Below are 18265 nucleotides of genomic sequence, written 5' to 3'. Positions count from 1 at the left end.
TCAGCGGCCCGCGTGGCGGATCTTCAGCCGGCCGAAGCCCATGGTCCCGGAGATCCGGATCGTCGGGCCGCCGGGGCGGGAGCGCCGCGGGGGCTTGTAATGCGTGTCCTTCCACCCCGTCTGGAGACCGTCGAAGTCGACGACCGCGTCGCGCGGCACGGTGATCTTGGCCCGGCCGGTGCCGAGTTGCAGCTCGATGTCGACCACCGAGTCCTCGATGACCGCCCGGGACAGGTCCAGACTCACCTTGCCGAACGCGGACTCGACCTTCAGATTCCGGGGCACCCGCCATGCGCCGTGCCGCTTGATCCGGCCGCCCTGCGCGGCGATCGTGGACGTGGTGGGCTCCTTCTCCGCAGGGAGCGAGGCCAGTAGCGGGGCGAGTTCGCCGTGTGTCCTGGCGACGAGCGCGGTGTGCAGGCGTGCGTCCATCTCCTCGTGGGAGAGGTGCCCTTCGGCGTACGCCTCCTGGAGGCGCCGCACGACCGTGTCGCGGTCGTCTTCGCTGATCTGTCGCTGCGGGTTCTCGGGCAGAGGGGTCACGGCCTCACTCTAAGGGCGACGGCGCCGTCCCCGACGGGCCCTGACAACCCCGCCGGTGACGGCGGCTGTATGGAAAGCGTCAAGGCGGCACCCGCGCGCGTAAGGGAAGCGTCAGCGAGACGCACATTCGCCCGAACACAGGTTTTCCTCTAGGGGTCGTTGTTTTTCGGATCTCTTTCAGGAGTGCGCGGTGGCCGATGTGGTCTTCGTCGTGGTCACGATCGCGTTGTTCGCGTTGGTGGCTTTTGTTGCCAGGGGGGTGGCGAAGCTGTGACCGTGGAGAATGTTGTCGGTCTTGTTGTCGCTGTCGCTCTGCTGGGCTATCTGGTCCTCGCCCTTGTGTTCCCGGAGAGGTTCTGAAGCCCTGATGAGCCCCGTCCTTGCCGGTGTGCTGCAGTTCCTCGCGCTGATGGTGGCGCTGGCTCTGGCATACCGCCCTCTCGGCGATTACATGGCCGGTGTGTATTCCTCTCCGAAGCATTTGCGTGTGGAGAAGTGGATCTACCGTGCTGTGGGTGCCAATCCCGCCACCGAGATGCGCTGGCCCGCCTATCTGCGCGGTGTTCTGGGCTTCTCGCTGGTGAGTGTTCTCTTCCTTTACCTGCTGCAACGGGTCCAGGGCAGCCTGCCGGGCTCGCTGGGTTTCGCGTCGATCGATCCGGACCAGGCGTTCAACACCGCGGCGTCGTTCGTGTCGAACACCAACTGGCAGTCGTACTACGGCGAGCAGGCCATGGGCCATGTCGTGCAGACCGGTGGTCTGGCGGTGCAGAACTTCCTGTCGGCCGCGGTGGGCATGGCGGTCGCGGTGGCCCTCGTGCGGGGCTTCGCCCGTACGCGTACCGGTGAACTGGGCAACTTCTGGGCCGACCTGGTGCGCGGCACGGTGCGGATTCTGCTGCCGATCGCCCTGGTCGGGGCGGTGCTGCTGGTGGCGTGCGGAGCGATTCAGAACTTCGCCGGGATCCATGAGGTGGGCCGGTTCATGGGCGGCTCGCAGCAGTGGAACGGCGGGGCGGTGGCGTCGCAGGAGGCCATCAAGGAGCTGGGGACCAACGGCGGCGGTTACTTCAACGCCAACTCCGCGCACCCCTTCGAGAACCCCAACGGGCTGTCGAACCTGCTGGAGATCTTCCTGATCCTGCTGATTCCGCTGTCGTTGACGCGGACGTTCGGGCGGATGGTGGGAAGTGTGCGGCAGGGGTACGCGATCCTGGCGACGATGACCGTGATCTGGGTGGTGTTCACCGGCCTGATGATGTGGACCGAATTCCACCACGGGGCGCCGGCGTACGACATCGCCGGCGGTGCGCTGGAGGGCAAGGAGACCCGTTTCGGGATCGGCGCCTCCTCCATTTTCTCGGTGGCGACGACGTTGACGTCGACGGGTGCGGTGAACTCGTTCCTGTCGTCGTACACGGGTTTCGGCGGCGGAATCGCAATGCTGGGTATGCAGTTGGGCGAGATCGCGCCCGGCGGGGTCGGGTCGGGGCTGTACGGGATTCTCGTCATGGCGGTGATCGCGGTGTTCCTGGCGGGGCTGATGGTCGGCCGGACCCCCGAATATCTGGGGAAGAAGATCGGCACCCGGCAGATCAAGTTCGCCGCGTGCTACATCCTCATCACCCCCGCTCTGGTGTTGTGCTTCACCGCCGTCGCAATGGCTTTGCCCACTCCCGTCAATTCGCTGACGAACAGTGGGGCGCATGGTTTCTCGGAGATTCTGTACGCGTATACGTCGGGTGCGAACAACAACGGTTCGGCGTTCGCCGGGCTGAACGCGGACACGCAGTGGTTCAACACCTCGATCGGTGTCGCGATGCTGCTGGGGCGTTTCCTGCCGATGGTGTTCGTGCTGGCACTGGCCGGGTCGCTCGCCGAGCAGAAGCCGGTACCGGCGACCGCGGGCACGTTGCGTACGGACAAGCCGCTGTTCAGCGGGCTCCTCGTCGGCACGATCATGATCGTCGCCGGTCTGACCTACTTCCCCGCACTCGCGCTGGGACCGCTCGCCGAAGGACTCGCGTCATGACCAGACCCACCAACCTCGACAAGGCCGCCAAGTCCAGCGGCTCGAAGTCCCCCGAGACCCCGACCCTGGCCCCGCACAGCGATGTGCCCACCCGCCACCAGCCCGACGGGCGTGTCGGGGGCGGTCTGTTCGACCCGAAGCAGCTGGTCAAGTCACTTCCCGATGCGATCAGGAAGCTTGATCCGCGGGTGATGGTGAAGTCGCCGGTGATGTTCGTGGTCGAGATCGGGTCGGTGTTCACCACGGTGCTGGCGATCACGAAGCCGGGTGAGTGGTTCGGGTGGGCGATCGCCGGATGGCTGTGGCTGACGACCATCTTCGCGAACCTCGCGGAAGCGGTGGCCGAGGGTCGCGGCAAGGCCCAGGCCGACACCCTGCGCAAGGCGAAGACCGACTCGGTCGCACGGCGCCTGACCGGGTCCGCGGAGGAGCGGGTGGCGGGAACGGCGCTGCGTATCGGTGACCTTGTGGTGTGCGAGGCGGGGGATGTCATCCCGGGTGACGGTGATGTGGTTGAGGGTGTCGCCTCGGTGGACGAGTCGGCGATCACCGGTGAATCGGCCCCGGTGATCCGGGAGTCGGGCGGGGATCGCAGCGCGGTGACCGGCGGGACGAAGGTGCTGTCGGACCGGATCGTCGTCAAGATCACGACGAAGCCGGGTGAGACGTTCATCGACCGCATGATCGCGCTGGTCGAGGGCGCGGCGCGGCAGAAGACCCCCAACGAGATCGCGCTGAACATTCTTCTCGCGTCGCTCACGATCGTGTTCCTGCTGGCCGTCGTCACTCTCCAGCCGTTCGCGATCTACGCCGGCGCCCAGCAGTCCATGATCGTCCTGACCGCGCTCCTGGTGTGTCTGATCCCCACCACCATCGGCGCGCTCCTGTCCGCGATCGGCATCGCGGGCATGGACCGCCTCGTCCAGCGCAACGTTCTCGCGATGTCGGGGCGTGCGGTGGAGGCGGCGGGAGACGTGTCGACGCTGCTGCTGGACAAGACCGGCACCATCACCCTCGGCAACCGGCAGGCGGCCGAGTTCGTACCGGTGAAGGGGGTCATGGAGGCCGAACTGGCGGATGCCGCGCAGCTTTCGTCGCTCGCCGACGAGACACCAGAGGGCCGGTCCATCGTCGTACTCGCCAAGGAGAAGTACGGCCTGCGGGAGCGCCACCAGGGCGAGCTGGCGCACGCCGAGTGGATCGTCTTCACGGCGCAGACCCGGATGTCGGGTGTGGATGTGGACGCGCGCAAGATCCGTAAGGGCGCGACCGGTTCGGTCAGCAACTGGGTCACCGAACGCGGTGGTCAGGTGGCCGCCGACGCCGACACGACCGCCAGTGAGATCTCTCAGGCAGGCGGCACTCCCCTGCTGGTCGCTGTGGAGGATGAGCGCGGGGCGCGGGTTCTGGGTGTGATCCATCTGAAGGATGTGGTGAAGGAGGGGATGCGGGAGCGGTTCGGGGAACTGCGCCGGATGGGCATCAAGACGGTGATGATCACGGGTGACAACCCGCTGACGGCGCGTGCCATCGCGCAGGAGGCCGGGGTCGACGACTTCCTCGCCGAGGCCACCCCCGAGGACAAGATGGCGTTGATCCGGCGGGAGCAGGCGGGCGGGAAACTCGTCGCGATGACCGGCGACGGCACCAACGACGCCCCCGCGCTGGCCCAGGCCGATGTGGGTGTGGCGATGAACACCGGCACCTCGGCCGCGAAAGAGGCCGGGAACATGGTCGACCTGGACTCCAACCCGACGAAACTCATCGAGATCGTCGAGATCGGGAAGCAACTCCTCATCACCCGCGGTGCGCTGACGACGTTCTCCATCGCCAACGACGTCGCGAAGTACTTCGCGATCATCCCCGCCATGTTCGCCGTCGTCTATCCGGGCCTGGACACGCTCAACATCATGCGCCTGTCCTCACCCGAGTCCGCGATCCTGTCCGCCGTCGTCTTCAACGCCCTGATCATCATCGCCCTCGTGCCCCTCGCCCTGCGCGGAGTGCGCTACCGGCCCATGAGCGCCGACCGGATGCTCCGCCGCAACCTCGGCGTCTACGGCCTCGGCGGCCTCATCGCCCCCTTCGCCGGCATCAAAGCCATCGACCTCCTCATCTCCCTCATCCCCGGGATCGGCTGAACCCCATGAACACCACCCTCCGCGGCACCACCCGCCTCCTCGGCGCCGCACTGCGCACCCTCCTCGTCCTGACCCTCGTCTGCGGCGTGCTCTATCCCCTCACCGTCATGGGCATCGGACAGGCCCTCTTCCCTCACCAGGCCAACGGCTCCGAGATCACCTCCCACGGCAAGAGCGTGGGCTCCTCCCTCATCGGCCAGCGCTACGACCTCCCCCTGAAGAAGGGGCAGGAGACCCCCGAGCCCGACCTCAAGTGGTTCCAGCCCCGCCCCTCCAACGGACTCGGCACCAACACCGTCAACACCCAGTACAAACTCCTCCTCTCCGGCGCCACCAACAGGGCAGGCGACAACGAGGAACTGATCCAATGGGTCAAGGACGCCAAGGCCGCCGTCATCAAGGACAACTCCGTCGACGGCTACCACGTCAAACCCTCCGACGTACCCCCCGACGCCGTCACCTCCTCCGGCTCCGGCCTCGACCCCGCCATCTCCCCCCAGTACGCCCACATCCAGACCCACCGCATCGCCAAACTCAACAACCTCCCCGTCGCGAAGGTCCAGAACCTCGTCGACCAGCACACCGACAACCGCATCCTCGGCTTCATCGGCGAACCACGCGTCAACGTCCTCGAACTCAACATCGCCCTCAAGGCACTCGAAGGAGCTTGAGGGTATGTAGCGGGTCCGCGCGGTGAAGCCGGGCGTCCGGAATGGTCTCCATGCCGCGAATTGGGTAATGGAAAAACCTCACCGAATCGGACTCGTGGAAATTAATTTAATTGACAGAGAATTTCCCGGAGTTGGCACGCCTATTGCGCAATCGCGGGTCGCCGTCGGACCATGGCGGTACTTGCCATGAATTCGCCAAGGGGTGACCTGTGTTCCGAAGAGGCTTCTCCGTCCTCTGTGGCAGCGCGCTGCTCGCCGTCTGCGCGCTGTCCGTCCCTCCCCAAGAAGAGATTCGCGCCGAGGCCGTCGCCGCACGCGCGGACGCGAACGCCGTCGCAGCCGCCGCCGGTGCCACCACACCCTTCGTCACGCTCGAAGCCGAGGCCGGGCAGCGCGGCGGCGGTGCCACCGTACGATCCATCAGCCCCGGCGCGACCGCGCCGACCAAGGCCACCCTGGAGACCGAGGCGTCGGGCTACGCGCTGGTCGAGCTGAAGAGCAACGGCGACTCGGTGACGCTCCCGAACAGCACCGGCAAGAACGCCAACACGCTGGTCGTCCGCGCCTCGATTCCCGACGCGCCGGGCGGTGGCGGCATCACCGCCACGCTCAATCTGTACGTGAACAACGTCTTCCGCCAGGCCATCACGCTCGACTCCCGCCAGGCCTGGAACTACCGCGGCGCGACCACCAACCCCGACGATCCCAACGCCGGCGGACAGGCCTACCGCTTCTACAACGAATTCCCCGTCTGGGTCACCGGCGCCCCCATCGCCGCCGGCAGCACCATCAAACTCCAGAAGGACGCCGGCAACACGGCGGCCGTTTACGACATCGATTCCGTGGATCTGGAGAATGTCGCTCCCGCGCTGACTCAGCCCGCGAACTCGATCTCCGTCGTGAGCAACGGCGCTGACCCGAAGTTTGTGAAGGATTCGACGGTCGCCATCCAGAACACGGTGAATACCGCCCGGGCCGAGAAGAAGTCGGTGTGGATCCCGCCGGGCAAGTATCTGACCAACAGCCTGGTGTCCAAGCCGCTGGACTTCACCGGTGTGAAGGTGCAGGGCGCCGGTATGTGGCATTCCACCATCTATCGCAAGGTTCCGCTGCCGGCCAACTCCTGGCGTTCGCAGATCCTGGTGGGCTCGGGCACCACGCTGACGGATCTCCAGATCGACGCGAACGCGATCTGGCGGGGCATCGGTGGCACCGGCGGTTCGGACTACGGAATCAACGCCAGCGGCGCCGGAGGCTGGCTGGTCGACCGGCTCTGGACGCGGCACATCGACGCCAACTGGCTGTCGGGGAGCAACGGCGTACTCCAGAACAGCCGGACCGCGGACAGCTACGGCGACGGCTACAACATCAACAACGGCAACACCCCGCATCCGGACAAGCTCGGCCTCAACATCACCGTCCGGAACAACTTCGCCCGCAACACCGGTGACGATTCCTACGCCACGTACGCGGACGCCGGTGCCAACGGGAACAACGGCCAGGTCAGCGGCGCGAAGATTCTGAACAACACCGCGATCGCGCCCTGGTGGGCCAACGGCATCCGAATCGCCGGCGGGCGCAACGTCGAGGTGAAGAACAACCTGGTGAACAGCGTGTCCTCGAACAGCGCCCTGGAGATCAGCGTGTTCGGTGACTCGGGCCACCCCCTGGAGTCGGCCACGGTCAGCGGGAACGTCCTGCTCGGCGGCGGCGGTTGGAACGGCACCCGGCACGGGGTCCACATCGGCTCCCCGGCCGCCACCTCACAGTTCCCCGACGCGTACACGAACGTCACCATGAGCGACAACGTCATGCGCGGAGCCCTCCGCGCGGGGCTCCAGATCGACAAGTCGCGCGTCAAGGTGACCCTGACGAACAACACGATCGACCGGCCGGCGAAGCAGGGGATCTGGATCCCGGCGGGAGTCACCGGCACGGGGGCCTTCACCGGGAACACGGTGCAGAATCTGCTCCCGGGGCAGGTCGCGATCCAGAACGACTCGTCGGCCACCTTCAAGATCACCGGCTGAGCACCTGAGCCGAGTACCCGAGGCGCGGCGCCTGTACCGGTCCGAGGTCCGGTTCAGGCGTCGCCGAAGGTGACGGAGACGGTGAGCCCTCCGTCGTCACCCGGCCGGGCGGCGATGCGCCCGCCGTGCGCCGTGGTGATGGACCTGGCGATGGAGAGGCCGAGTCCGTGGCCGGTGGCGCCGGTACGGTCCTCGCCGAGGCGGCGGAAGGGTTCGAAGAGATCGGCGACCTGGTCCGGCCGCACGGGCTTGCCGGTGTTCGTGACCGTCAGCGTACGGTCGGCGAGGCTCAGCGACACGGCTCCGCCGGGCCGGTTGTACTGGACGGCGTTGTGCAGCAGGTTCGTCAACAGGTGCCGTAGCAGCACCGGGTCGCCCTCCACCGGCAGCGGCCGGTCGGCGCTCAGCGTGATGGACACGCCCCGCTCCCTCGCCAACGGCTGTGTTCCGCCGACCAACTGCCCCGCCACCTCTGTCAGTTCGACCCGTTCGGTCGTCACCATGCCGCTGTCGCTGCGGGCGAGCAGGAGCAGGGAGGTGACCAGCTTCTCCGCGTCGCGATTGACCGTGAGGAGGTCGTCGCGTACGTCGGCCAGACCGGCGGGGAGCGGGTCGGCCAGTCCGACTTCGAGGCTCGCGCGCTGAGCGGCCAGCGGGGTGCGCAGTTCGTGCGAGGCGTTGGCGACGAAGCGGCGCTGGCTCTCGAAGGACTTCTCCAGGCGGTCGAGCATGGTGTCGAAGGTGTCGGCGAGCCGGTGGAGTTCGTCGTCGGGGCCGGTGAGGGCGAGCCGTTCGTGCAGATTCTGCTCGCTGATCCGGCGGGCGGCGTCCGTCACGGCGACGACCGGACGCAGGGCGCGGCTGGCGAGCCACCAGCCCATGACGGCGGCGAGCAGGGCGATCAGGAGCAGACCGATCCCGGACCAGAGAAGCATCTGGTCCAGCGCCGCTTCCTGGACGGCGCTGACGGTCCGGTCGACCAGGCGGACGGCGATGCTGTCGCCGGCGGCGTACGGCGAGGGGAACGCCGAGCCCGTCGGGCCGCCGGCCGGGCCTCCGGTCGGGCCGCCCGTCGGGTCGGTGGGGGAGGCCGGGCTGGACGTACCGTACGGGCCCACGCCGGTCCACCCGCCGGTCCCGGCCCCGGTCCCGGCCCCGGCCCCGCGAGTGATCTCGCTGTCCCGCACCTGCTGCGTGGTGCCGTAGCGGGCCAGCACCACCACGAAAGCCAGCAGCGCCACCCCGGACAGCAGGAAGAGACCGGCGAAGGCGCCCGCCAGCCTGACGCGGAAAGGCAGTCCACGCAGGGCCGTTACCGGGTGCGCGAGGGCGGGCACGAGAGCCCGGGTCAGCGCCACAGGCGGTACCCCTCACCGGTGTCCGCGACGACGGCGTCCGGGGCGCCGAGTTTGCCGCGCAGCCGGCTGATGGTGGCGCGTACCGCGCTGGTGCGCGGGTCCAGGTGCTCGTCCCAGACGGAACGCACCAGCTCCCCGTGGGGGACCGCGTCGCCGCCCGCCTCGATCAGCCTCTGGAGTACGGCGAACTCCTTGGGCGTCAGGTCGACCTCTCTGCCGTCGACCCGCACCTCGCGCCGGTCCCGGTCCAGACAGATGCCCCCGTGCCGGATGACGAGCGGCGGCGGCTTGGGCGCGCGGCGGCTCAACGCCCGTACACGCGCCACGAGTTCGGCGAAGTCGAAGGGCTTGGCGAGATAGTCGTCGGCGCCCAGGTGCTCCAGCCCGTAGACCCTGTCCTCGATCCCGCCGGCCGCCGTCAGCATCAGGATGCGCGGCGGGTCGACCAGTTCGCGGAGCCTGCGGCAGACCTCGTCGCCGCTCAGCACCGGCAGGTCGCGGTCGAGGATCAGGACGTCGTAGTCGGTGAGCAGGCACATCCGCTCGGCCTCGTCGCCGGACGCGGCGAGGTCGACCGCCATCGACTGCCTGCGCAGCCCGGTCGCGACGGTCCGCGCCAGTATGCGGTGGTCCTCGGCTACCAGAACTCTCATGAACCGCAGCAAAGCACGCGCCGGTTCGCAGCGGCATAAACATCCCACGGGCCGTCCCCGCGGCCTCTTCTTATGCCGCGGTAACGGGGCTTATCCCGCTGCGCGGCCCGCCTTGCTGTTCTTCTCGCCATGAACTTCGTCAAGCGTGCGGCCCTCAGCCTGGTGGCCAGAAGAGCCAAGACCGCCCTCCTGCTGGGGATCTTCCTGGTCATCTGCACGCTGCTGCTCGGCGGGTTCCTGCTCCAGGGCGCGACGAGCAGACAGGAGGCGGAGGCGCAGCGCCGTATCGGGGTCGACGTCACCGTACGCGGCGACAGACTGACCCTGGCCACGGCCGCCGCGCTGGGCTCGTCCCCGCTGGTGGAGCGGTACAACCCGCTGCTGCGCGGGGCGGCGAAGCCGTCGGGCCTCACGCCGCTGACCTCCGACGTACCGAAGCCGGACGACGCGACGGAGGGTGACGCGACGGAGGACGAAGGCCAGGACGGGCTGATGCTGAACGGCATCCGGGATTCGGAGATGCTGCTCGACTTCGCCTCGGGCCGCAGCCGGATCGTCGCCGGACGCGCACTCACCGAGAAGGACGCCGGGCGCAGGGTCGTACTCCTTGAGCAACGCCTCGCCGACAAGAACGAGTTGAAGGCCGGCGACACCGTCGGGCTGCGCTCGTCGGACGGCCGGCGCACGGAGACGTTCGAGATCATCGGCCTCTACGAGGACCCGCGCCCGGACCCGTCCCAGTGGGTGGCCCCCAGCGAGCTGGTCGCCAACCAGGTGTACGCCCCCGCCCCGGCCGTGTCCGCGCTGGGTTTCGGTACGAAGCCCACTACGGCCGTCTTCAAGATCGGCTCCCCGGAGCGGGCCGAGCGCCTGCACGCCGAGGCCGCCCGGGTGCTGGGCGGCGACGGCTTCCGGTTCGACGTCAACGACAAGGCGTTCCGGGACCAGGTGCTGCCGCTGCGGCGGGTCGGCGCGTTCGCGGGCTCCCTGCTCTGGCTGATCGCGCTGTCCGGCGCGGTGATCCTCGGGCTGATCGTGCTGCTGACGATCAAGGAGCGGCGCGACGAGCTGGGGATGCTGCTGGCGCTCGGCGAGAAGAAGTGGAAGCTCGTCGCCCAGCACACCGTCGAGGTGACCGCCCTCCTGCTGCCCGCGCTCGCGCTCGCGGCCCTGGGCGCCCAGTCCTTCGCCGCGGAGGCGGGCGAGACGCTGCTGGCCCGCGAGGAGCACACCGCGTCCCTGCCGGAGATGCGGATGGAGGCGGCCGATCTCGGCAGGGTCGCCGGGATCGGACTCGGCATCTCGCTGGTGGCCACGGTCGTCCCCGGCGTCGGGATCCTGCGCCTGCACCCCCGCTCCATCCTCACCCACACCGAGTAGAAGAGACCCACCGCCATGAACTTCACCAAACGCGCGGCCCTGAGCCTCTGGTCCCGCAAGGGCAGGACCCTGATCATGCTCGGCACCTTCCTCGTCATCTCCGCCATGGTGCTCGGCGGTGTCCTCATCAAGTCCGCCACCGCCCAGGCCACGGACGCCGCCCAACGCGAGCTCGGCGCCGAAGTCACCCTCGCGATGGACCTCGACGCCGACCAGGGCGCGTCGCCCTCCCTCCAGGCCCCGATGATCAGCTCGGACGCCGTGGACAGGATCGGCGCGTCCGAGCTGGTGGAGAAGTACAACTACAAGTCCTTCGACGGCACCAGACTGCTCGGCGGCCCCGAGATCGTCAGCGACCAGCCGCTGTTCCCCGACGCGCCGCCCAACTACACCCTGGCCCTCGGCGTCCTCGACTCCACCCTCATGCCCGAATTCGACGACGGCTCCTGGAAGTTGCTGTCCGGCGAGCCGATCACCGCCGCCGACAAGGGCCGCGACAGCCTCCTCGTCGAGGAACGCCTGGCGAAGAAGAACAACTTCAAGGTCGGCGACAGGATCACGCTCGCCGAGAACGATCCGAAGGGTACGAGGAAGGCCGAGTTCACCCTCAAGGGCATCTACCGCGACCCCTCCGACGAACCGGATCCCGAATACATGCAGTTCCCCGGCGACCGGATGATCGTCCCGGCCGACGCGCTGGGCAGGCTCAACTCCGGTGGCCAGGAGGGCCCTACGCAGTTGCAGGGCGCCACCTTCCAGCTCAAGGACCCCGCCACGCTCGACGCGTTCCAGGCCCACGCCCGTAAAGCGGCCGGCGACGCGCTGACGGGATTCAAACTCGGCATGAACGACAAGGCCGTCAAGCAGATGACCGGCCCCCTGGAGAGCATCACCTCGTCCGCGACCGCGGCGATGTGGCTGGTCGGCGGCGCCGGGGCCCTCGTCTTGGGCCTGCTCGCGACCCTCGCGGTCAAGCAACGCCGTACGGAGTTCGGTGTCCTCCTGGCACTGGGCGAGAAGAAGTGGAAGCTCGTCGCCCAACAGGCCGTGGAGACGGTCGTGATCGCCGCCCTCGCCATCGGCCTCAGCTCCCTCTTCGCCCAGAGCCTCACCCAGCTGGCGGGCGACACGCTGCTCCGCGACGAGGCCGCCGCCGCCCAGCGGAAGATCAACGCCTGGCAGCCACCGCCCCCCGGCTCCACGGGAGTTCAGGAGGGCATCGACCCGGACGACGAGCCGGTCGAGGGCGCCGACCCGATCGACAAGATCACCGTACGGCTGGACCCGGCGGACCTCGCGACCGTCGCCGGCATCGGCCTGGGCATCGGCCTGCTGGCCACGGCGATTCCGGCCGCCTCCGCCCTGCGCCTCAACCCCCGCACCATCCTCACGAAGGGCAAGTGACCGCCGTGACCGAGACCCCCGTACTCCAACTGTCCGCGCTCAGCCACACCTACCAGGGCCGGCGCCGCCGCACGACTGTGCTCCGCCAGATCGACCTGTCCTTCGAACGGGGCACGTTCTACACGATCCTGGGCCCCTCAGGCAGCGGCAAGACCACCCTCCTCAGCCTGGCGAGCGGCCTGGACACCCCCACCGGGGGCACGATCCGCTTCGACGGCCAGGACCTCACCCGACTCGGCCTGGGCCGCTACCGCAACAAGCACGCGGCCACGGTCTTCCAGCAGTACAACCTGCTCACGTACATGTCGGCGCTGCGCAACGTCACCACGGCCATGGAAATCACCGGCACCAAACCCCCCACCGGCCGCCGCAGGACCCGCGCCCTGGAACTCCTCGCCCAGGTCGGCCTCGACACGGACATGGCCCACCGCAACGTACTCAGACTCTCCGGCGGCCAGCAGCAACGCGTCGCCATCGCCCGCGCACTGGCCTGCGACGTCGACATCCTCTTCGCCGACGAGCCGACGGGAAACCTCGACGAGGACACGGCGGACGGCATCATCGACATCTTCCGCCGCCTGGCCCACGACCAGAACAAGTGCGTCATCGTGGTGACCCACAGCCAAACCCTGGCGGCCGGCTCGGACCGCACCCTGACGCTGCGCAAGGGCAAGGTCAGCTCCAAGAGCTGACCGGCTTACGGCACCGGGTTGTTGACCCGCGCGGGCGCCGTCTTCTCGCTACAGTCGTCGCAGATTCGGTGACACCGAGCAGTGGGGCGGTTGAGTGAGTCGGCGGTACTTCATAGCGCTCGGGAGCGGTCGGTACCGCCACCTGCCCGAGGAAGAACAACTGCCCTGCGTCTCCTCGGACGTCCGCGCGACCGCCGCCCTCTTCGCCTCCTTCGGGTACGAGTTGGTGCTGCCGGGGCTCGGCGAGTACGACGGGGCCGAGCAGATCCGCCAGAAGCTCTCGCACTGGTCCGAGGACACCGCTCTGACCAGTGATGACGTGGTGGTCGTCTACTTCGCCGGACACGGCTCCGTGGCCGAACGCGACCGGCCCGCTGGTGGCGCGCGATAACGTCTCCACGCCCTCGGGCGACCTCTTCCGCCCGGAGGGTCATCGCGGGCTCGGCGAACCGGAGTTGGACGCCTCAGACGTACAGGACGGTCTGGAGCGTGAACTGCTGCTCCAGTGGTGGGAATCCGCGGCCAACGCCAAGACGCGCGTCCCGGGCCCGGCCGCCCAGGCCCGACTGCGTATGCCTCTTCTGGTGCAGCTAGCCCTGAACACGCTCAGCCACTCGTCGTTCTTCGCCGGGCTCAGCGAACGCATGATGATCTCCAGCGTCCGGCAGGTACGCCGCTACTTCACCGAGCCTTCCGTCCGGACGGCCGTCCAGGAGCGGATCGCCCGGTGTGTCACTCCCCGGACCCAGGTGACCGTGGCCCACTCGCTCGGGACGGTCGCCGCGTACGAGACGCTGCACGCCCTCCCCGACTGCCCGGATCTGACACTGGTGACACTGGGCTCCCCGTTGGCCGTCCGCAACCTCGTCTTCGACCGCATGTTGCCCAGGCCCACCGACGGTTCTCGCCCGCCGCCCGACCCCGGTCGAGCGCTGGACCAACGTCGCTGATGTGGGTGATGTGGTCGCTCTGGCCAAGGAGTTGGCACCGTTGTTCGGAGACGGCGTCCGAGATGTTCGGGTCCACAACGGTGCTCGTGCGCACGACGTACGCCCGTACCTCACGGCTCGTGAGACCGGCCGGGCCGTCGCCGATGCACTGCGCCAAGATGCTGTCGAGGGCGACTGACGTTCAGGGGAGCATGCCTCGGCGCACCATGCCGCTACGACTCACGGCCACACCCGGCAATGCGCCTGATGCCCCCGCGCCTCGTGCAACCTACGGCTGAAGCCCGCCCACCCGTGCGGTGATTGGGACCGGCAGGGGCACTGACCTGAGTGAACTCGTCTCCGTAGTTCTCACGGATCAGCGCCGTTTCCCAGGCTCACGTGCCATGGATGTGCGGCCGACTACCGCTTCCACGCGACCGCTCGGAGCGCCTTCGAGATGCAGCATCAGCGGCCACCACTCTGCCATTCTTGTCGAAGTGACAGAATCTGAAGTACCTTAAACAGCATGCAAGTTGATGTGTGGTCACCCCCTCCCGTGCTTCTGACGGTCGATCTTGTGATCCTGACGCTGCGTGAGGGGCGAATGTGTGTCCTGCTCGTGGAGCGGGGCGAAGATCCTTTCCAGGGGATGTCGGCTCTGCCCGGCGGATTCCTCAATCACGCTGGTGAGGAGATCCTGGACGCCGCCCATCGTGAGTTGAGTGAGGAAACCGCGCTGGCTGCCGGACGGGTGCATCTTGAGCAGTTGGCCGTTTATGGGGACGCCGGCCGTGATCCACGGGGACGAGTCGTTTCTGTGGCCCACTTGGCGATCGCGCCGGGACTCCCCGAACCGGTTGCGGGAACGGATGCCACGGATGCCGCGTGGGTTCCCGCGGAAGCCGCCCTGTCCGGTGAGGTGGAACTGGCCTTCGATCACCGCCGGATCGTGACGGACGGAATCGAGCGCGCTCGTACCAAACTCGAATTCACTTCTCTGGCCACGGCGTTCTGTGGAGACGTCTTCACCATTACCGAATTGCAGCAGGTTTACGAGGCGGTTTGGGGCACCGAACTCGACACCCGTAATTTCTACCGGAAAGTCCAGGCCGTAAAGGGATTCATCATCCCCGCCGGCTCGGGGCGTAGAACCACGGGAGGGCGGCCCGCGCGGCTGTACCGGGCAGGGCCGAAGACGGTGTTGTACCCACCACTGATCCGACCGGTGGCCCCCCCCCACGGAACAGGACACAAGAGAAGAAGGGGAATAGATGTCGAAAGACCTGGTGGTGATTCTCACCGCCCTCAATCTTGAGTACCAGGCCGTACGTCGGAAACTGGCCGCTCCACGGGTGCATCGTCATGAGCGTGGGACGCGGTTCGAGGTAGGAACCGTGCAGGGCACCGCATGTCGTGTCGCACTCGGTCTGACGAACAAGGGGAACCATTCCGCCGCAGTGATCGCTGAGCGCGCGATACAGGAGTTCTCGCCGGTGGCCGTGTTGTTCGTCGGTGTCGCCGGTGCCTTGTGGGAGAGCGCCAGGCTGGGCGACGTGGTGATGGCGACCCATGTGTACGCCTACCACGGCGGGACCAGTGAGGACGACGGGCTCAAGGCCCGTCCCCGGGTGTGGGAGGCGGCGCACGGTATCAGCCAGCTCGGCTCGCATCTGGCTCGCATGAACGACTGGGCCGACGACATGCCCGGTCATGGGCGCGCGCCGCAGGTGCGCTTCGGCGCGATCGCCGCCGGCGAGGTCGTACAGAACTCGAAGATCTCGGCCGAGGCGCAGTGGATCCGGCAGCACTACAACGACGCACTCGCGATCGAGATGGAGGCCGCCGGCGTGGCACAGGCCGGTCACCTCAACGGGGCGCCGGTGGCCATCGTCCGGGGAATCAGCGACCGGGCGGACGGTACGAAGAGCAGCGCGAAGGACCGTAACTGGCAACCAAGGGCCGCGGCGAACGCGGCGGCATTCGCCACACGGCTGGCCGTGGAACTGGTCGGAGAACAGGAGCAGATCGCAATGTCCCGGGCAGGCAGGGCCCATGCGGCCGACACACCTGAAGAGCACGTCAGCAACACCGCCCATAACAGCACCGTTGGCATCATGGCCGGCTCGGTCAAGGGGAGCAGTGTCTACATGAACGTGGACCCGAAGGTGACCAGTCCGGCGGACCTGGTCGCCGAATTGGACGGTTTCCGTGAGCACCTGAAGCGTCACCACGCCAAGGGCGTTCTCGACGACGACACCTACCGAGAGGCACTGGCCGAGCTGGGCTTTGCCCACCGGGCGGCAAGGGAGAACACTCCGGAATCGTCCAAGACGGCGACCATGGCACTCAAGAGGTTACGCGGTCTGGTCGCAGAGTTTCCCGAGCTGGTGGCCACGCTGGCACCACTGGTTGTTGCGGCGGGTGACTTGTCATGAACGACGGCAGCGGTTTCACGCACAATTCGGCCGCGTACTCCACCGTCGGAATCCAGGCCGAGACCGTACACAACTCCACCGTCAACATTCATGCGGATGCATCACCTCAGGAAAAGTACAAGGTCGGTGTGCGGTACCTGGAGGATGGTGTCCCCAGCCGTGCTCGCGACATGATCAGTGATGCGATCGCCCACGGACACGACGGCGCAGAGGTCCGATTCCACTGGGTGCTCTCCATGCTCAGTGCACGCGCCTACCACGACCTCAGCACCGAAGAACTCCAGCGGCTGCACCATGCCTCCGGGCTCACAGGGACCTACGCCGAGGGAGAGTGGAAAGACGCTCTGCGTGTCGCTTTCGAACTGCTGGCGATGCTCAGCACCACGGACGGCGAAACGGGACGTGTACTGGAGCGGTTGCTTGCCCTGTCACCTAGCAAGCGTGACGCGATCCTCCACCACCTCGACCTCGTACTCACCGGAGGGCTGAAGGACAGCCTGTGGGCCGAGAACCGCGAGCGGGCCGAGGCAGTTCGCTTCGGCAACGACCGGGTCCAACGGGTCTGGGCCTATTTCGAACCCGACCCCATCGGGCCCCGGGCCCTGGCACCCCGTCCGAGCACCGCTGCTGCCGCCCGGGCATTCCTCCCGCTCCGAGTCGGCCTGTTCGTCGTCGTCACCGCATTCCTCTGGACCTTGGCGCTGGTCGCGGATCCGGCTGCGGCAGTCATCGAGTTACTGGTGGCGCTCGGTGCCGGCCTGACGGCGGCTTACTTCGGCCGCGGATGGTGGTACCAGGAACATTGGCTGAAGGCCAAGAATCGTGAGTCCCACATCCCGCACACGCGCGATCCCGCCTCTACCGGGGACGGGTTCACCAACCGAGTCCGTCATTCATTCGACCACTACTTCGGTACCCGTGTACCCCACGGATTCGCGCCGCACGAATGGTTCGGTTATACCGTCCAGATCCGCAACGCCCTCGTCGCCGAGATCGCACTTCTCTACCGAGAGAGCCGAATCAGTGTGGACCGGGTCAACTGGCTGATCCGCTATCTCGCTGAGGATGCCCGAGACCGCCAAAACAAAGGCACGCTGTTCGATCACCGAGACCAGAACCAGACGTCGGCGGTGGCGAAGGCGCTGTGCGTGGCCGCTCTCATCACTCTCGCTATCACGACCCTGACCCTGCAGGGAACAGTGGCTTCAGGTGTCGGCCCGTGGCAGATGGTGGTGGCCATGCTGGCCGTAGCCGGTGCGGCCTGGTCCGGACACGCGGCTGCGTCCTCGTGGCTGGAGGCCTGGGGTGAAGAGCGTCGACTGGCCGAGGAAACCCAGGAATATCAAGAGCAGCTGACCGCGCGGCAGGTCGCGTACCAGAACTGGAAGTCGTTCCTGGACAGCACGCGACCCAGTGAGCTGGAAATGGAGACCTGGCTCACCTGCGACAAGACGCTGTTCGTCGACGAAGCACTCCGCCACTACCAGCTCACTTGGCGCGACCTGATCACCCATACCATCCTGATGACGCCCGCACGCCCCTACAAGCGAGGGCGTGTGAAGGGCGGTCCTTGGCGGTACTCGCGCTACAGCTTCCGTCTCTTCCTGGTCACACAGGATGGCGTTCGTGAGATCAGCTCGGAGTTCGATTTCACCGATGCAAAACGTGGGGACGAGCAGCGAAGCAACTACCGGTTCGACGCGTTGTCCTCTGTACAGGTCACGGAACGCGCCCATGTCGGCTATGACTTGGAGCTCATCCTCACCAACGGGCCGGCCAGGAACATTCGTGTCAAAGACGCCGACACCCATCAACTGGCGCCGGATGAGAACGCCCAGGAGATTGCCGAAATCAACCTGAATTCGGCTGGTTTCATCCACACCTTCCGACTCCTGGAAGGCATCGCGGCGGACGGAAAGGGATGGATCGAACGAAACGATCCGAACAATCTGCCGTCCTTCCGGGCTGACGACTGAGTCTTCCGCGCCTTCAGGGCA

Annotated in this window: 16 protein-coding genes; 13 read left to right on the top strand and 3 right to left on the bottom strand. The window is 67.2% G+C overall.

Translation table 11 applies throughout. The annotated features are described in order from the left end of the window. Positions 1-543: a DUF1707 SHOCT-like domain-containing protein gene (locus BHU15_RS07010; RefSeq protein WP_069626368.1), complete on the bottom strand. Its 543-nt coding sequence runs from the start codon at positions 541-543 to the stop codon at positions 1-3. A 270-nt stretch (positions 544-813) separates the two neighbouring features. Here BHU15_RS07010 and kdpF point away from each other — a divergent pair, with 270 nt between their 5' ends. From kdpF to BHU15_RS06990, 5 genes are all read left to right on the top strand, one after another. Then, complete coding sequence (kdpF, locus tag BHU15_RS38095) at positions 814-903, top strand: K(+)-transporting ATPase subunit F (protein WP_023537980.1); 90 nt, start codon at positions 814-816, stop codon at positions 901-903. 7 nt (positions 904-910) lie between these two features. Continuing rightward, positions 911-2575, top strand: a complete 1665-nt coding sequence (kdpA, locus tag BHU15_RS07005) for a potassium-transporting ATPase subunit KdpA (RefSeq protein ID WP_069626367.1) — start codon at positions 911-913, stop codon at positions 2573-2575. Continuing rightward, entirely contained in the window at positions 2572-4716 is a 2145-nt protein-coding gene (gene kdpB, locus BHU15_RS07000; protein ID WP_069626366.1) for a potassium-transporting ATPase subunit KdpB, read from the top strand. The genes kdpA and kdpB overlap by 4 nt, the downstream gene beginning before the upstream one ends. Before the next feature lie 5 nt (positions 4717-4721). Beyond that, the gene (locus BHU15_RS06995; RefSeq protein ID WP_069626365.1) at positions 4722-5387 is read left to right on the top strand and encodes a potassium-transporting ATPase subunit C; all 666 of its coding nucleotides are present in this window, start codon (positions 4722-4724) and stop codon (positions 5385-5387) included. Between the two features lie 209 nt (positions 5388-5596). Then, positions 5597-7417 (top strand): right-handed parallel beta-helix repeat-containing protein, encoded by a 1821-nt coding sequence (locus BHU15_RS06990; RefSeq protein ID WP_069626364.1) that lies wholly within the window; start codon positions 5597-5599, stop codon positions 7415-7417. A gap of 53 nt (positions 7418-7470) precedes the next feature. Here the strand turns inward: BHU15_RS06990 and BHU15_RS06985 are convergent, their stop codons facing one another. Both BHU15_RS06985 and BHU15_RS06980 read right to left on the bottom strand, forming a co-directional pair. Next, entirely contained in the window at positions 7471-8775 is a 1305-nt protein-coding gene (locus BHU15_RS06985) for a sensor histidine kinase (protein WP_255293044.1), read from the bottom strand. After that, positions 8766-9428 carry a response regulator transcription factor gene (locus tag BHU15_RS06980; RefSeq protein WP_069626383.1) on the bottom strand — a complete coding sequence of 221 codons (663 nt, stop codon included), beginning with the start codon at positions 9426-9428 and terminating at the stop codon, positions 8766-8768. Before BHU15_RS06980 ends, BHU15_RS06985 begins: the two co-directional genes overlap by 10 nt. A gap of 129 nt (positions 9429-9557) precedes the next feature. On the opposite strand from BHU15_RS06980, the gene BHU15_RS06975 reads away from it, so the two are divergent. The 8 genes from BHU15_RS06975 (at position 9558) to BHU15_RS06940 (ending at position 18244) form a co-directional block, all read left to right on the top strand. Beyond that, entirely contained in the window at positions 9558-10808 is a 1251-nt protein-coding gene (locus BHU15_RS06975; protein ID WP_069626363.1) for an ABC transporter permease, read from the top strand. A 15-nt stretch (positions 10809-10823) separates the two neighbouring features. Then, complete coding sequence (locus tag BHU15_RS06970) at positions 10824-12212, top strand: ABC transporter permease (RefSeq protein ID WP_069626362.1); 1389 nt, start codon at positions 10824-10826, stop codon at positions 12210-12212. Further along, entirely contained in the window at positions 12209-12904 is a 696-nt protein-coding gene (locus tag BHU15_RS06965; protein WP_069626361.1) for an ABC transporter ATP-binding protein, read from the top strand. The genes BHU15_RS06970 and BHU15_RS06965 overlap by 4 nt, the downstream gene beginning before the upstream one ends. Positions 12905-12998: 94 nt before the next feature. After that, entirely contained in the window at positions 12999-13295 is a 297-nt protein-coding gene (locus tag BHU15_RS06960) for a caspase family protein (protein ID WP_069626360.1), read from the top strand. Then, the gene (locus BHU15_RS06955; protein ID WP_069626359.1) at positions 13282-13854 is read left to right on the top strand and encodes a hypothetical protein; all 573 of its coding nucleotides are present in this window, start codon (positions 13282-13284) and stop codon (positions 13852-13854) included. Before BHU15_RS06960 ends, BHU15_RS06955 begins: the two co-directional genes overlap by 14 nt. A 505-nt stretch (positions 13855-14359) precedes the next feature. Continuing rightward, positions 14360-15148 (top strand): NUDIX hydrolase, encoded by a 789-nt coding sequence (locus BHU15_RS38090; RefSeq protein ID WP_107422799.1) that lies wholly within the window; start codon positions 14360-14362, stop codon positions 15146-15148. Then, positions 15105-16268, top strand: a complete 1164-nt coding sequence (locus BHU15_RS06945) for a 5'-methylthioadenosine/S-adenosylhomocysteine nucleosidase family protein (protein ID WP_069626358.1) — start codon at positions 15105-15107, stop codon at positions 16266-16268. The genes BHU15_RS38090 and BHU15_RS06945 overlap by 44 nt, the downstream gene beginning before the upstream one ends. Beyond that, positions 16265-18244 carry a hypothetical protein gene (locus BHU15_RS06940; protein WP_171908327.1) on the top strand — a complete coding sequence of 660 codons (1980 nt, stop codon included), beginning with the start codon at positions 16265-16267 and terminating at the stop codon, positions 18242-18244. Before BHU15_RS06945 ends, BHU15_RS06940 begins: the two co-directional genes overlap by 4 nt. Positions 18245-18265: the final 21 nt, after the last annotated feature.

It is taken from the genome of Streptomyces niveus (assembly GCF_001723055.1).
Lineage (GTDB): Bacteria > Actinomycetota > Actinomycetes > Streptomycetales > Streptomycetaceae > Streptomyces > Streptomyces niveus.
This window is presented reverse-complemented; position numbering and strand designations above follow the sequence as displayed.